Raw genomic sequence first — 14,872 nt, forward strand, 5'->3', positions numbered from 1 at the left:
CCGCAGTCCCGCCGTCCCGTCAGTCGTCGTCCTCGCCGAGGCCGCCGTCATCGTCGTCCTGCTGCGCCGCGCGCTGCTTCTCCAGCTCCCGCTGAAGCTTCTGCTGCTCTTCGAGCTCCCGCTCGCGCTGCTGCCGCTGTTCCTCTTCCTGCTTCGCCTGCTCCCGCTCCGCCTGTTCGCGCTGCTTGCGCAGCTCGTCCGCCTGCTCGTCCGTCTGGCCGTTCTGCGGGAGGCTCGTTCGCGCGGCCGGGGTCGGGGAGGCCGTCGGGGAGGGGGCGGTCGTCTGGGGCGGCACGGAGGCGCTCGTGCCGGTCGGGATCTCGGACTTCGTGCCCTCGGTGCCCGTCTTGTCGGGGGAGAACCACAGCATCCCGAGGAGCATCGCGGCCATGAAGAGCGCCGCCGCGGCCGCTGTGAACACCACGCGGCTCCGGGACGTGGACGTGGAGCCGGTCCTGGATCTCGACCCGGATCTGGGCCTGCCGCCGGATCTGCCGCCGGATCTGCCGCCGGATCTGGACCGGGATCCGGACCCCGGCCCGGGTCTGGACCCCGTGGTGGAGGCCGTCCCCTGGGCGGAGGGCAGCATGTACGTGGTCGGGTTGCTGGTCTCACCCACCTGCTGCGACCCGGCGGCGGACGCCGACGCGACCGTGGGCCGACGGGCCGCCGGCGCCGTCGCGTCCGGCAGCGGCTGCGGCCGCCCCAGCCAGGCGCCGTCGGCGAACCAGTCGGCGGCCTGCTGAGCGGCGGGCCGGTGCTCGGGCTCCTTGGCGAGCAGGCCGAGGAGGTAGTTCTCGAAGGCCGGCGGAAGTCCGGGGACGCCCAGTTCGCGGGGCGGCACGGGCACGGCGTCAAGGTGCTGGTGCAGGATGGCGACGGCCGTGTCGGCCTGGAAGGGCGGGCGGCCGGTGAGCAGCTGGTACAGCACACAGCCCAGCGCGTAGACGTCGGAGGCCGGGCCCGCCGGCTTGCCCAGGGCACGCTCTGGGGCCAGGTAGAGGCTCGTGCCCACGATCTGCCCCGTCGCGGTCAGCGCGGCGCCGGGGTCGTCCATGAAGCGGGCGATCCCGAAGTCACCGATCTTGAGGGTGCCGTCGGCGTCCAGGAGCAGGTTGCCGGGCTTGATGTCCCGGTGGACGATGCCCTGCCGGTGCGCGGCCGCCAGCCCCGCGGCGGCTTGGGCGGCGATCCGGGCCACGCGTTCGGCGGGCAGCGCGCCGGACCGGGTGAGCGTGGTGGCGAGGCTGGGGCCCTCGATGAGCTCCATCACCAGGAAGAGCCGGTTGTCGTACTCGCCGAAGTCCCGGACGCCCACCACGTTCGGATGGTCGATCCGCGCCGCCGTCTGCGCCTCCAGCCGGAACCGGGAGGTGGCGGTGGGGTCGGTGTCCTGGGGCAGCAGAAGCTTGACGGCCACCTCCCGGGCGAGCGTCTCGTCGTAGGCCCGCCAGACCTCCCCCATCCCCCCGCGTCCGATCGACTCGGCCAGCCGGTAGCGGCCCGCTATCAGCACCTGATCCCCATCCCTCATGCCGTGAGACGTCCCGATCGCCGCAGGCCGCAACTCACCACGTGGGGACGGGTGATGGTGGGATGGCCGCAGCCGCCCCAGCATACTGGCGCAGTGGATCAGTCACGGTCCGTACGGCATCGCCACCGGCACCGGCACCGGCCCGCCGGAGGGGGTTCCGGGGACCCCGGGGCTTGCGGGGAACAGCCGCAGGCCTCCCCGGGATCGGCGGGATCGGCGGATCAGTGGGCGATGTCGGCGTAGCCCTCGACCTCGCGCGGGTCGCGCGGGCCCGGGCCGATGTAGCGGGCGGAGGGGCGCACGAGGCGGCCGGTGCGCTTCTGCTCCAGGATGTGCGCCGACCAGCCCGCCGTACGGGCACAGGTGAACATGGAGGTGAACATGTGCGCCGGGACCTCCGCGAAGTCCAGCATGATCGCGGCCCAGAACTCCACGTTCGTGGCCAGCACCCGGTCCGGACGCCGGTTGTGCAACTCCTCCAGGGCCGCCTTCTCCAGCGCCTCGGCGACCTCGAAACGGGGCGCGCCCAGCTCGCGGGCGGTGCGGCGCAGGACGCGGGCGCGGGGGTCCTCGGCGCGGTAGACGCGGTGGCCGAAGCCCATGAGGCGCTCGCCCTTGTCGAGGGTCTGCTTCACATAGGCCTCGGCGTCGCCGGTGCGCTCGATCTCCTCGATCATGTGCAGCACCCGGGAGGGCGCCCCGCCGTGCAGCGGGCCGGACATGGCCCCTACGGCACCGGAGAGCGCGGCGGCCACGTCGGCGCCGGTGGAGGCGATGACGCGGGCCGTGAAGGTGGACGCGTTCATGCCGTGCTCGGCGGCGGACGTCCAGTAGGCGTCGACGGCGGCCACGTGCTTGGGGTCGGGCTCGCCACGCCAGCGGATCATGAAGCGCTCGACGACGGACTGAGCCTTGTCGATCTCGCGCTGCGGCACCATCGGCAGCCCCTGGCCGCGCGCGGACTGGGCGACGTAGGACAGGGCCATGACGGCGGCTCGGGCCAGGTCGTCGCGGGCCTGGTCCTCTCCGATGTCCAGCAGGGGTTTCAGGCCCCACACAGGGGCCAGCATGGCGAGCGCCGACTGGACGTCGACGCGGATGTCGCCGGAGTGCACGGGGATCGGGAAGGGCTCGGCGGGCGGCAGGCCGGGCCGGAAGGCACCGTCGACGAGCAGTCCCCAGACGTTGCCGAACGAGACATGGCCGACCAGGTCCTCGATGTCGACGCCCCGGTACCGGAGTGCGCCGCCCTCCTTATCCGGTTCGGCGATCTCCGTCTCGAACGCGACGACTCCCTCGAGTCCGGGTACGAAGTCGGACATCAGGCGGCTCCTCGTGATGTGTGCGACGGATGGGGTTGTCGGGTGGAACGACCACATGTCGGTCTGCGGCGGTGGGCGTACGCCGGTGGTTCCACGGTCACGGACTCGGATTCCGGGCCTTGCCGGTTCTCCGGGCCACGGCGGACTCGCGGTCCGGGGCGTACCCGTGTGATGCCCCGTACGGCTGACAGTCATCCAACCGGACCGGCAACAGCACGATAACCCCGAGTGCCACCGCTGAGGAGGTCCTGCGGCACTCAGTGCCAGGCGGTGCCGGGGCGGGCACACTCCGGGACGGCGTTGGCCGTATGCGGCAAGATGACGGCGTGACCGACCGAGACGCCGTCCCCCTCGACCCCGCCGCGATGCGCAAGCAGTACCGGGCCGAGGGCCTCGCCGAGAACGACCTGGCCGCCACTCCCGTCGAACAGTTCGCGCGCTGGTTCAAACAGGCCGCGGCGGAGGCCCACCTCTTCGAGCCGAACGCGATGATCGTCTCCACGGCGGACGCCGAAGGGCGGCCCAGTTCCCGTACGGTCCTGCTGAAGCAGTTCGACGAGCAGGGCTTCGTCTTCTTCACCAACTACGACTCCCGCAAGGCCCGCGACCTCGCCGAGAACCCGTATGTCTCCCTGCTCTTCCCCTGGCACGCGATGGCCCGCCAGGTCATCGTCACGGGCGTGGCACGGCGCACCGGGCGGGACGAGACGGCCGCGTACTTCCGCACCCGCCCGCACGGCTCCCAGCTCGGCGCCTGGGCCAGCGCCCAGTCCTCGGTCGTCGCCACCCGCGCGGACCTCGACGCCTCGTACGCCGAGCTCGCCGCGCGCTATCCCGAGGGCGAGCAGGTGCCGGTGCCGCCGCACTGGGGCGGCTTCCGGGTGGCGCCGCGGACGGTGGAGTTCTGGCAGGGGCGGGAGAACCGGCTGCACGACCGGCTGCGGTACGCGGCGGAGCAGGACGGCAGCTGGCGTGTGGAGCGGCTGAGTCCCTGAGCCGTGGCCGGGGGCGGCGACCCGATCGCGAGCCGGTGGAAAGCAGACGACCCGCGAGCTCGGGTTCCTCCGCCGGGGCGGAGGAGCCGGCCGGACGTACCGGCGAGCTCGCGGGTCGGGTGACTGCTGGGATTGGGCCGGCTGCACGCGTCTGTCACGTGCTGGTCCGGCACCGCACTGGGTGGGGTGACGGGCCGCTAGCCCGCAGCCACCTCACGCGTCCGGTATTCATACATCTGCCGAACCACCTCCCTTCTCGTGTGCCCTCACACTAAGAAGCGCCTCGCCGCCCGATCAAGTCTTTTTTCCTTGGACGGGATCGGCGCTGGTCACCTAGCGTTCCGTACATGACAGAACTGCGGATTGTGCCGGCGGACGGCGACGCCATGCTCCGGGAGTGGCGCCACGTCCACAACGTGATCGTGCCGCCGGACGAGCTGAGCCTGGACGAGGTGCGCGAGCGCAGTGGCCGGCATCAGCTGCGCAACGCCTACCTCGGGGACGCCCTCGTGGGCTGCTCGACCGTACGGCCGCCGCAGGGCGACGAGGGCGCGGCGACCGTCATCGCGCGCGTGCTGCCCGAGTACCGGGGGCGGGGCTTCGGTGCCGCGCTGTACGAGGACGGACTCGCGCACGCGCGCGTGCTCGGGGCCCGGGAGATCCGGACCGTGATCCTCACCGCCAACGAGGACGGGCTCCGGTTCGCCGAGAAGCGCGGGTTTGTGGAGGTCGACCGGTATGTGGCGCCGGAGGACGAGAACGAGGTGTGGCTGACGTTGCGCTGGGCAGGCTTCGAGGTCAGCGAGGCGTGAGGATGGGGCGTGGCGCCTGCGGCCGGTCTTCAGGGATTTCCGCCGTACAACGATTCCTTCAATCTTGTGGGAACTCGGTGTGTGCTGCATCACGTTCCAGTTAGATGATGGCGAGTGAGCGAACCGACGCGTCGTACGTGCGGACGCAGCTTGGCAGGCTTGGCAGGGGGTCCAGGTGAGTGCTTCCCGGCGTAGTGGGACCACCGACGAGCTGGGGCCGGACGAACCCGAGCGGGACGGTCCGGAGGGTTCGTCGGGTGGCTCCGATCTGTTGGCCGCACTGCTGGACGGGATGGACGCCGCCCTGTGCGCCTTCGACGCGGACGGGGTCGTCACCCACTGGAACCGCGAGGCCGAGCGCATCCTCGGATGGAGCGCGACCGAGGCGGTCGGCCGGCACGGCTTCGCCGGGTGGGCGGTGCGCAAGGCCGACGCCGAGGAGGTCGAGGCGCGGCTGATGTCCGCCATGGACGCTCCCGGGCGGCAGGTGCACGAGTTCGCGCTGCTGACCAAGGACGGCGGGCGGGTGCTCGTACGCACCCAGTCGGCGGCCGTGCGCGGTCCGGACGGCAAGCCCGCCGGGGTGTACTGCGCCTTCAGCGAGGTGCACGCGCAGATCGATCTGGAGCGGTCGATCGCGCTGAGCGAGGCACTGTTCGAGGACGCGTCGTGGGGTGTCGTGCTGGTGGACGCCGATCTGCGACCGGCCGTGGTGAACGCCCACGCGGCGCGTGCGCTCGGTATCGGCCGTACGTCCGTGCTCGGCCGGCCGCTCGGGGACCTGCTCGCCCAGGGCGTCGAGGAACTGGAGAGCGCGCTCACCCATGTGCTCGCGGAGGGCGCGCCGCCGGCGCCCGCCGAGATCTGGGTGAGCGTACGGACGCCGGAGGGTGAGCGGCGGCGGTGCTGGCGCTGTGGCTTCGTACGGCTGGCCTCGCCGCTCGCGGAGGAGCCCGTGCCGTTGGGCGTGGGCTGGCTCTTCCAGGACATGACCGAGGCCAAGCAGGCCGAGCAGGAGGCCGCGCTGCTGCGGTTCCGGACCAATCAGCTGCATCGGGCCGCGCGCGCCGCCGCGGAGTGCGACGACCCCGCTGACGCGGCGACCGTGCACCTCGACTTCGCGCTGGCCGGGTTCGCCGATCACGCGCTGATCGACCGGGTCGCGGGCGGCGCGGTGGCGGATTCGGACGCCGACGAGGAGGCCTCGGGTCCGGTGCGGCTCGTACGGGTCGCCGTGACGCCCTCCGGTGCGCCCGGGCCGAGCCTGCTCGGCGGAGAGGCCGGGCTGCCGGTGCGGTACGCCGAGGGGCATCCGGCGCTGCAGTGCGTGGCCCGGGCCGGGTCGGTGCGGGCCGACGCGGGCAGCATGGCGGCGGAGCAGGCGCGCGCGTGGGCGGTGGGGCGGCAGTGGCCGGCGGACGCGGTGCACGCGCTGTGCGCGGTGTTGCGCAGCCGGGGGCGGACGTTGGGCGTCGTGACGTTTCTGCGGGGCGCTGGTCGGAGTGCGTTCGAGCGGAGTGACGCGGTGTACGCGGAGGACGTCGCCGTGCGGATCGCTGCCGCGTTGGATCTGGCCGGGGTGCTGGGGCCGGGTCAGCGGCGGTAGAAGATCCTGTCGCCGTACTGCTCGAACACCCGGCTGTTCCAGTCGAGGCCGCCGTCGACGTTGCCGGAGCGCAGGAGCGGGGGCTCGATGCCGCGGGCGGCGAGGGAGGCGGCCGCGGTGGCCATGACGGCCTGGAGGAGTGCGGCCGTGACGACCGTGGACGCGGGGGCGAAGGGGGCGGGGATGGTGTCGAGGGTGAGTTCCGCGTCGCCGATCGCGATCTTCGAGTCGAGGACGATGTCGCAGTGGTCCTTGAGGTAGGTGCCGGAGACATGGCGGGACTTCGTCTCCGAGGCGTACGCCACTGATGTCACGCCGATGACCCGCACGCCCCGGGTGCGGGCGCTCATGGCCATCTCCACGGGGAGGGCGTTGCGGCCCGAGAGGGAGATGATCACCAGGGCGTCGCCTGCGCGGAGGGGGGAGCTGTCGAGGACGGCGCTCGCCAGGCCGTCGACGCGTTCGAGGGCGGAGCCGAGGGTGGCGGGCATGACGTCCACGCCTACCGCGCCGGGGACGGCGAGCAGGTTCATCAGGGCCAGGCCGCCCGCGCGGTAGACGAGGTCCTGGGCGGCGAGGGAGGAGTGGCCGGCGCCGAAGGCGAACAGGCGGCCGTCGGCTGCGACGGTGTCGGCGAGCAGGGTGCCGGCTGCCTCGATGTTCTCCGCTTCCTCGTCGCGGGCCCGCTGGAGGAGGGTGATCGCGGCGTCGAAGAACTGGTCGGCCGGCTTGCTGTCGCTCATGCGGGGGCCTCCGGGGGTCGGTGTGTTGCGGATCACCGTGCGGTCTGGACCAGTGTGGTGTCAATACGGCCTGCGGCGGCCCGTTGCGGTTCGGTGGGGGTTCGCGTAGCGCGGTTCGGTGGGTTGGGGGTCGGGGCCGTGTCGCCGTACGGGGCCGGCACGCCGTGGGGGTCGCCCAGCAGGGGGGCGGCTGGGAAATCGCTGGTTTTGGCGGCGCGGCACGGTTGTCAGTGGTATCCGGCAGAATTGAGGGCAGGGCCAGCGCACGCGTCGTGGAGCTGTCTCGCTTCCGGCTGAGCCAAACGCAGAGCTAATCGAGGGGCACGTATGTCCGGACTGATCGACACCACGGAGATGTATCTCCGCACCATCCTCGAGCTGGAGGAGGAAGGTGTGGTCCCCATGCGCGCCCGTATCGCCGAGCGGCTGGACCAGAGTGGGCCGACCGTCAGCCAGACGGTGGCGCGGATGGAGCGGGACGGGCTGGTGTCCGTGGCCTCCGACCGGCATCTGGAGCTCACGGACGAGGGGCGGCGGCTGGCCACGCGCGTCATGCGCAAGCATCGGCTGGCCGAGTGTCTGCTCGTCGACGTGATCGGGCTGGAGTGGGAGCAGGTGCACGCCGAGGCGTGTCGCTGGGAGCACGTGATGAGTGAGGCCGTGGAGCGGCGCGTGCTGGAGCTGCTGCGGCATCCGACCGAGTCGCCGTACGGCAACCCCATCCCGGGGCTGGAAGAGCTGGGCGAGAAGGACGGCGCCGACCCGTTCCTCGACGAGGGCATGGTGTCGCTGGCCGATCTGGACCCGGGTGTCGAGGGCAAGACGGTCGTGGTGCGGCGGATCGGGGAGCCGATCCAGACGGACGCCCAGCTGATGTACACGCTGCGTCGGGCCGGGGTGCAGCCCGGTTCGGTGGTGAGCGTGACCGAGTCCGCCGGCGGGGTGCTGGTCGGTAGCGGTGGTGAGGCGGCCGAGCTGGAGGCGGACGTCGCCTCGCATGTGTTCGTCGCGAAGCGCTGAGGTCTCTCTTCTCGAGTAACTCCCGGTGGGCGAGCGGGAGTTGTGGTGATCTCGTCCATTCCAAGATCAGTACGTCGAATCGCAGCGCTCCGCCGATTCGCGTGCCAGTCTGTCGCGTGAGGCATACGACCTGAGAGCTCTTGGCCGTGATCGACAGCGATGCGTCCGGCCGGGGAAGGGGCGGGCGGATGTGCCATGAATGCGGAGAGGGCCCCGGCGCCATGTGGCGCCGGGGCCTGTCCTCCCCTGTGCTGACCCGGAGCCCCGAGCTCTCAGGGTCATTCCCCTCGGACCGGTTTCCCCGATCGGTCCGCCTCCCGGTGAAGATCTCCCCTCGGCGGCCACGATCAATCCTTGAGGGGGGTCACTCGAACGAGGGGTGTTGGCCGCAGGGACGGCATTTTCGAATAGGAGTTCGATAGTCTGCGGGTGACGGATCGTGCGGAACGTGCGCTTCAAGGGTGTGCGCATAAGATCACGTCAGACACACAGGACATGCACATCGTGTGCGAGGCACGGCAGGCAGGACACGGTTCACAGGACCGGCCGGCTCGAGCGGTCCGAGCGGAGCTAGGGGGGTGCCAGGACCTATGGCGCGGCGCATCGACGTGACCGGGACGGGCGGCGTACGTCTCAAGGCCTGGGAGTTCGGCGACCCACCCAAGGACGAAACCGAGCACGACGGCACGCTCGGTGTCCTCTTACTGCACGGCCTCATGGGCCGCGCCTCGCACTGGGCCTCCACCGCCCGCTGGCTCTCCGAACGGCACCGTGCCGTCGCACTGGACCAGCGCGGCCACGGTCGCAGTGGCAAGTCCTCGCAGGCCGACTTCACGCGCGAGGCCTATGTCGACGATGCCGAGGCCGCCCTCGAACAGCTCGGTCTCGCCCCCGCCGTCCTCATCGGCCACGCCATGGGTGCCCTGACCGCCTGGCAGCTCGCCGCCAAACGGCCCGACCTCGTGCGGGGCGTGATCATCTGCGACATGCGGGCGTCCGCGCTCGGTTCGGCCTCGCAGCGGGAGTGGTCGGACTGGTTCAAGTCCTGGCCCGTTCCCTTCGCCACGCTCGCCGATGTGCGCAAGTGGTTCGGTGAGGACGACCCCTGGGTGGAGCGGCCCAATGCCGCGCGCGGAGAGTTCTACGCCGAGGTGATGCACGAGTGCGAGGACGGGTGGCGGCCCGTCTTCGAGCCGGAGCAGATGCTGCGGTCGCGGGAGACGTGGGTGTTCGACGCGCACTGGGAGGAACTGGCGCAGGTTCAGTGCCCCGCGCTTGTGGTGCGGGGGCTGGACGGGGAGTTGGGGCGGGCCGAGGCGCAGGAGATGGTGCGGGTACTGCCGCGCGGGGAGTATGCGGAGGTGGCCGACGCGGGACATCTGGTGCATTACGACCAGCCGGAGGGATGGCGGGCGGCGATCGAGCCGTTCCTGGACGCGGTGCGCTCCACTGGGGAGGCCGGGCGCCTATGAGGTCCCGGGCTTCTGTTTGAGGGCGGCCGCGGGTGCGTTGTGGCTGGTCGCGCCCACGCGGCGGAGCCGCATATCGAGACAGCCCCGCGCCCCTGAGGGGTTGCGGGTCCCCTGCGTCGGGCAGGGCCGTCGGCTCTTGTTCGCTGCCGTGGTGGCTGCCGGGCGCTGTGGCTGGTCGCGCCCACGTGGCGGAGCCGCTTATCGATATAGCCCCGCGCCCCTGAGGGGGTGGCGGTCCCGGCGTCGGGTAGGACCGTCGGCCCTCGCCCCGCGTCCCTGAGAGGTGCGGGCTCCCGTGCCGGGCAGGGCCGTCGGTCGTTGTTCGCTGTCGTGGTGGCTGTGGGGGCTTGTTGTGGCCATGTGGCGGGGCCGTATGTCGATGCCAGCCGCGCGTCCCTGGGCGGCGTTGTAGGGACGTGCGCCGTCGAGGTTCCGTCAGCCCTTGCTCACCGCCGTGAGGATCTCCGGTAGGCGGGCTGCCGTACGTGGGGCCGCCAGACGTAGGCCCAGCCAGGTGGTTGTCGCGCCGTAGGCCGCGCCCGCTGGGAGTAGCAGCCAGGTCCAGGTGTCCCCGTCCTCCCGCAGGTTCAGCCAGATGGTCAGGGCGATGACGGGGGCGCAGAGGAGGGCTGCTGCGATCATGCCGCCGAAGATGGAGATCCAGGCCAGGCCCGTCTGGCCGGGGGCGACGTTCTTGTAGCCCTCCTGTGGGATGGAGTACGGGAAGCGGGCCGAGGTCCAGGCGCCGGTCGCCAGCATGGCGCCGAGGAGGGCGAAGGAGAGGCCGAGGGCCTCGGGGAGCGCCGGCCAGTCGCCGAGGAGTGCTGTGGTCAGGACGGTGACGAGAGTGGCGTAGGGGAGAGTGATCAGCAGCAGGGCCAGGGCTCGGCCGCGTAGTTCGACGTAGGCGTCCCGGGGGGACGAGATCGTCATCGCGACCATCCAGAACGCGGAGGTGTCCTGCCCGAACTGGTTGTACATCTGGATGCCGAGCATCCCGGCCGCGAAGCAGGCGAAGTAGATCGAGCCGGTGCCCTGCAGGGCGTTGAACAGCGGCACGATCAGGCCGATGGCGAGCGAGGTCACCCAGGCCGCCTTGGTCTTCGGGTCGCGCCAGACGTAGCGCAGGCTGCGTTCCATGACGGTGCCGGTGCGGCCGGCTGGCAGGAGGCGGGCCGCACCGGAGGGGGCGCGGTCGCGTACGGCGGCGTCGGTCACCGCTTGGAGCGTGGAGCCGTCGGGCGAGGTCATCAGCCGGGTGAGGTGGCGTGACCATACGGCGATCAGGGCGACCAACGCGGCCGCCGTCAGCGCGAGTTGGAGAGCGGCGATGCCGTACGCACCCTCGCTCACCGACCGCACCGCCCCGAACGCGGACGCCGGCGGCACCCAGCGCAGCACGTTCGCCGCCGGATCGAGCTGGGTCAGACCCGATGAACCCAGGCGCTGCGCCCCGAAGTTCACGACCTGCGCGCCGACCGCGATGACAAGGCCGCTCAGCACCGCCAGATCCCGGCCCTTACGGCTGGTCAGCAGACGGATGTTGGCCGCGGCGACGGCCCGCGCGAGCGCCACGCACACCAGCAGCGCCAGGACGACGGCGAGGACGCCGACGACGTACGCCAACCCGCCGTGCGCGACCGCGATCACCGAACCGATGAACAGGCACAGCGTGAACAGGGGGCCGATGCCGACCAGCGAGGCCGCGAGCAGGGCCCGGACCAGGGGCCGGGGGCGCAGCGGCAGCATCACCAGCCGGGTCGGGTCGAGGGTCTCGTCCCCGCCGGGGAAGAACAAAGGCATCACGGCCCAGCCCAGCGCGAGCACCGCGACCACGAGGACGACCACGGTCTCGGCGTGCGCGTTGTCGCGCAGCATGACCAGGCCGAGGAGTTGCAGCGCGGCGAAGAGGAACACCACGACCGCCGAGGCGATGTAGGCGGCCCGCCGGCCACCGGACTGCCGCAGTCCGTTGCGGAGCAGCGACAGCTTCAGCCGTACGACGACCGCGGTCACCCCCGTCACGTCGGCGCTCATCGCGCCCCGCCGCCCAGCCAGTCCAGGTCCGTGCCCGCGTCGCGGCCGTGCGCGCCGACGAGTTCCAGGAACGCCTGCTGCAGCGAGGCCGCGTCTCCGCGCACCTCGGCGAGGGTGCCGTGGGCGCGGATGCGTCCGGCGGCCATCACGGCGACCCAGTCGCACAGCGACTCGACGAGCTCCATGACGTGGGAGGAGAAGACGACGGTCGCGCCGGAGGCGGTGTAGCGCTCCAGTACGCCCCGGATGGTCTGGGCGGATACGGGGTCGACGCCCTCGAACGGCTCGTCCAGGAACAGCACTTCGGGGTTGTGCAGGAGCGCTGCCGCGAGCCCGATCTTCTTGCGCATACCGGTCGAGTAGTCGACGACCAGCTTGTGCTGCGCCCCCGCCAGATCGAGGACGTCCAGCAGTTGCGTGGCCCGCTTGTCGACCTCGGCACCGGGAAGCCCGCGCAACCGCCCCGAGTACGCGAGCAACTCCCGTCCGGAGAGCCGCTCGAAGAGCCGAAGCCCTTCAGGCAGCACTCCGATCCGTGCCTTCACTTCGACGGGGTCCCGCCAGACGTCGTGCCCGACGACCGAGACGGCCCCCTGATCGGGCCGCAGCAACCCGGTCACCATGGAGAGGGTCGTGGTCTTCCCGGCCCCATTGGGACCGACCAGCCCGATGAACTTCCCGGCGGGCAACTCCAGATCGATCCCGGCAACAGCAACCTGCTGCCCGAACCGCTTCCATAGCCCTTGCACACTCACGGCCGACGTCATGGAAGCCAACCTAAGGGCGCGGGGAACTGCGCGACCAACCACAACGATCCCGCAGTCGCCGATCAACCGAACCCGGCAGACGAGAAGGCGCTACCGATCCCGCCCACACGCATAGGCGAGCGGCGAGATCAATTCCTCCGCATCCGGCAACCACCGATTCGCCGGCGTCGGTCGGCAGGCCCACTGCACAGCCCCTCGCGACCCGAACCGAGTCGGCGGCCCGGCCACCCACGCCCCCTCACCGAGCGCGACCAGATCCAGCGACCCGACCGACCACCCCAGCTTGCGCACCAGGTCAGGCACCTTCACCGACGCACCCGGCAACACGAAGAAGTGCATCCGACGGTCCGGCGTCAACGTCACCGGCCCGAGCGTCAGCTCCATCCGCTCCATCCGGGCCAGCGCGAGAAACCCGGCCGTCTCCGGGACGGAAATCGCGTCGAAGGTGCGCCCCGTCGGCAGCAGGATCGAAGCGTTCGGCTGCTTCTGCCACATCCGGCGCGCGACCGTCGCGCTCCCGGTCGCCTGCGTCTCCCAGTCGGGGCGCGCGGGGTGCGCGCCGGGCGCGGGGCACGCGGGGTCGTCACAGGAGCAGAGCTGCACGCCGTCGACGGCTTCCAGCCAGGTCCCTGGAAACACGTCCCAGTGACGCTCCTCGGCGTAGCGAACGGCGGTCTCCAGCAGCGTTTCCCCGCGCTGCTTCGGAATCTGTGCGGCTTCGGTGGCCGGGATCGTCTCTTCCACGCTGAACACAACTCCCCCACCCACCTGTAGTTACGGGGGTAGCGCGCGCGGGGGAGGAGCATCGATTCCTCATCTGGGGCGCATGGGTGCATGTGTGGGGGCGCGCGGGAGGATCCGTGGTCGGAGCTGGGTAGCCCATTGTGGGGTCGGCTACTGCCTTTACCCCGGCAATCCTCGCAAGCCTCGCATTTTCGGTATGCCGACGGGGCATTGATCTTCACGGCCGGAAACCTGTGGTGCGCAGCCAGTGCCCCGCGCCGGACTTCCGCCGTGAACGACACGTCAACTCGGTGCGTGGGCAGGCACCGCAGCCACAGGGGGTACGCCATGGCCGCAAGGCCTCTCGTCGCGCGACAGCCGAACGAACGGCTGCAGGCGCTCATCCAGGAAGCGGGCTGCTCGAACGCCGGGCTGGCCCGTCGGGTCAACATGTGCGGCGCCGAGCACGGCCTCGATCTGCGCTACGACAAGACGTCGGTGGCGCGTTGGCTGCGGGGACAGCAGCCTAGGGGGCGGGCACCGGCGATCATCGCGGAGGCGCTCGGCCGCAAGCTGGGCCGTACGGTCACGATCGACGAGATCGGCATGGCCAACGGCAAGAACCTCGCCTCCGGCGTGGGTCTCCAGTTCTCGCCGACGGTACTGGGGGCCATCGAGCAGGTCTGTGAGCTGTGGCGCAGCGACGTGGGGCGCCGGGACTTCCTGTCCGGCTCCTCCGTCGCCGCCTCCGCGCTGGTCGAGCCCAGCCGCGACTGGCTGATCTCGTCGCCGGACTCCCAGGTGTCCCGCTCGGCCGGGCCGCGCGTGGGGCAGTCCGATGTGCAGGCGGTGCGGGCGATGACACAGGCGCTCGTGGACCTTGACCACCAGTACGGCAGCGGGCATGTGCGCCCGGTCGTCGTGCACTATCTGAACAGTGTCGTCTCCGGGTTGCTGGCCGGGTCGTACCGGGAGGGGGTCGGGCGGGAACTCTTCGCCGCCGTCGCGCGGTTGACCGAGCTCGCCGGGTACATGGCCGTCGACACGGGCCAACCGGGGCTCGCCCAGCGGTACTACATCCAGGCGCTGCGCCTCGCACAGGCGGCCGGAGACCGGGGGTACGGCGGGTACGTGCTGGCCGCCTCCATGAGCCACCTGGCCGCGCAGCTCGGGAACCCGCGTGAGATCGCGCAGTTGGCGCGGGCGGCGCAGGAGGGGGCGCGGGGGCGCGTGACCCCGCGCGCGGAGGCCATGTTCCATGCCGCCGAGGCGCGAGGGCACGCGTTGATGGGGGACGCGCGGGCCGCCCAGCTGGCGTCCGGGCGGGCGGTGACCGCGCTGGAGGGCGCGGACGCCGAGGCAGGGGACGACCCGGCCTGGATCGCGCACTTCGACGAGGCCTATCTCGCCGACGAGTTGGCGCACTGCCACCGTGACCTCGGCCAGGCCGAGGCGGCTGCGCGGCGCGCGGAGGAGTCGCTGGCCGGGCTCCCGGAGACCAAGGCGCGGCGCCGGGCGATCGGCTATGTGCTGCTCGCCACGGCACAGGTGCAGCAGCGCGAGATCGAACAGGCCTGCCACACCGGGCTGAAGGCGGTGGAGCTGCTGGAGACCCTGCGGTCCAACCGGGGCGCCGAGTACCTGGAGGACTTCCAGCAGCGACTGGAGCCGTTCCGGGACGAGCCCGTGGTAAGGGAGTTCGGGGCGCGACTTGATCTTCAGGCGGCGGCGTGAAACCAGGGGGCACCAGGGCGTGAACGGCAGGGAAACGAAGGCTCCGGTGAGGAAAGGGGGGCGTATGTAGCGGATGGGGGGCCGGGATTGTTACGGCGGTCACAGCG

At 71.5% G+C, this 14,872-nt stretch carries 12 protein-coding genes; 6 read left to right on the forward strand and 6 right to left on the reverse strand.

The window, feature by feature from the left end:
* Positions 1–19: 19 nt before the first annotated feature.
* Both ACFZBP_RS22585 and ACFZBP_RS22590 read right to left on the reverse strand, forming a co-directional pair.
* Positions 20–1,465: a protein kinase gene (locus tag ACFZBP_RS22585; RefSeq protein WP_391416084.1), complete on the reverse strand. Its 1,446-nt coding sequence runs from the start codon at positions 1,463–1,465 to the stop codon at positions 20–22.
* 290 nt (positions 1,466–1,755) lie between these two features.
* Positions 1,756–2,856 (reverse strand): citrate synthase 2, encoded by a 1,101-nt coding sequence (locus ACFZBP_RS22590; RefSeq protein WP_383447404.1) that lies wholly within the window; start codon positions 2,854–2,856, stop codon positions 1,756–1,758.
* Between the two features lie 308 nt (positions 2,857–3,164).
* Between ACFZBP_RS22590 and pdxH the strand changes: the two genes are divergently transcribed.
* The 3 genes from pdxH (at position 3,165) to ACFZBP_RS22605 (ending at position 6,269) form a co-directional block, all read left to right on the forward strand.
* Positions 3,165–3,851, forward strand: a complete 687-nt coding sequence (pdxH, locus tag ACFZBP_RS22595; RefSeq protein WP_383447407.1) for a pyridoxamine 5'-phosphate oxidase — start codon at positions 3,165–3,167, stop codon at positions 3,849–3,851.
* A gap of 347 nt (positions 3,852–4,198) precedes the next feature.
* Positions 4,199–4,663 (forward strand): GNAT family N-acetyltransferase, encoded by a 465-nt coding sequence (locus ACFZBP_RS22600; protein ID WP_383447412.1) that lies wholly within the window; start codon positions 4,199–4,201, stop codon positions 4,661–4,663.
* Between the two features lie 175 nt (positions 4,664–4,838).
* Positions 4,839–6,269: a PAS domain-containing protein gene (locus ACFZBP_RS22605; RefSeq protein ID WP_391415529.1), complete on the forward strand. Its 1,431-nt coding sequence runs from the start codon at positions 4,839–4,841 to the stop codon at positions 6,267–6,269.
* On the opposite strand, the gene ACFZBP_RS22610 is transcribed toward ACFZBP_RS22605, so the two are convergent.
* A complete protein-coding gene (locus tag ACFZBP_RS22610; protein WP_391415531.1) occupies positions 6,257–7,012 on the reverse strand; it encodes a sugar isomerase domain-containing protein in 756 nt (251 codons plus the stop codon). The genes ACFZBP_RS22605 and ACFZBP_RS22610 overlap by 13 nt on opposite strands.
* Before the next feature lie 327 nt (positions 7,013–7,339).
* Here ACFZBP_RS22610 and ACFZBP_RS22615 point away from each other — a divergent pair, with 327 nt between their 5' ends.
* Positions 7,340–8,032 carry a metal-dependent transcriptional regulator gene (locus ACFZBP_RS22615; protein WP_004000347.1) on the forward strand — a complete coding sequence of 231 codons (693 nt, stop codon included), beginning with the start codon at positions 7,340–7,342 and terminating at the stop codon, positions 8,030–8,032.
* 590 nt (positions 8,033–8,622) lie between these two features.
* Entirely contained in the window at positions 8,623–9,504 is an 882-nt protein-coding gene (locus ACFZBP_RS22620; protein ID WP_391415535.1) for an alpha/beta fold hydrolase, read from the forward strand.
* Positions 9,505–9,939: 435 nt separating this feature from the next.
* On the opposite strand, the gene ACFZBP_RS22625 is transcribed toward ACFZBP_RS22620, so the two are convergent.
* From ACFZBP_RS22625 to ACFZBP_RS22635, 3 genes are all read right to left on the reverse strand, one after another.
* Entirely contained in the window at positions 9,940–11,541 is a 1,602-nt protein-coding gene (locus ACFZBP_RS22625; protein WP_391415537.1) for a transporter, read from the reverse strand.
* Positions 11,538–12,308, reverse strand: a complete 771-nt coding sequence (locus tag ACFZBP_RS22630) for an ATP-binding cassette domain-containing protein (protein WP_391415540.1) — start codon at positions 12,306–12,308, stop codon at positions 11,538–11,540. Before ACFZBP_RS22630 ends, ACFZBP_RS22625 begins: the two co-directional genes overlap by 4 nt.
* Positions 12,309–12,398: 90 nt before the next feature.
* On the reverse strand, positions 12,399–13,061 hold the full coding sequence (locus tag ACFZBP_RS22635) for a bifunctional DNA primase/polymerase (RefSeq protein ID WP_383447431.1): 663 nt from the start codon (positions 13,059–13,061) through the stop codon (positions 12,399–12,401).
* A 318-nt stretch (positions 13,062–13,379) separates the two neighbouring features.
* On the opposite strand from ACFZBP_RS22635, the gene ACFZBP_RS22640 reads away from it, so the two are divergent.
* Positions 13,380–14,765: a transcriptional regulator gene (locus tag ACFZBP_RS22640; RefSeq protein WP_391415542.1), complete on the forward strand. Its 1,386-nt coding sequence runs from the start codon at positions 13,380–13,382 to the stop codon at positions 14,763–14,765.
* The last annotated feature ends 107 nt before the right edge of the window (positions 14,766–14,872 follow it).

This window comes from Streptomyces sp. NPDC008086, from assembly GCF_042957325.1.
Taxonomy (GTDB): Bacteria; Actinomycetota; Actinomycetes; order Streptomycetales; family Streptomycetaceae; genus Streptomyces.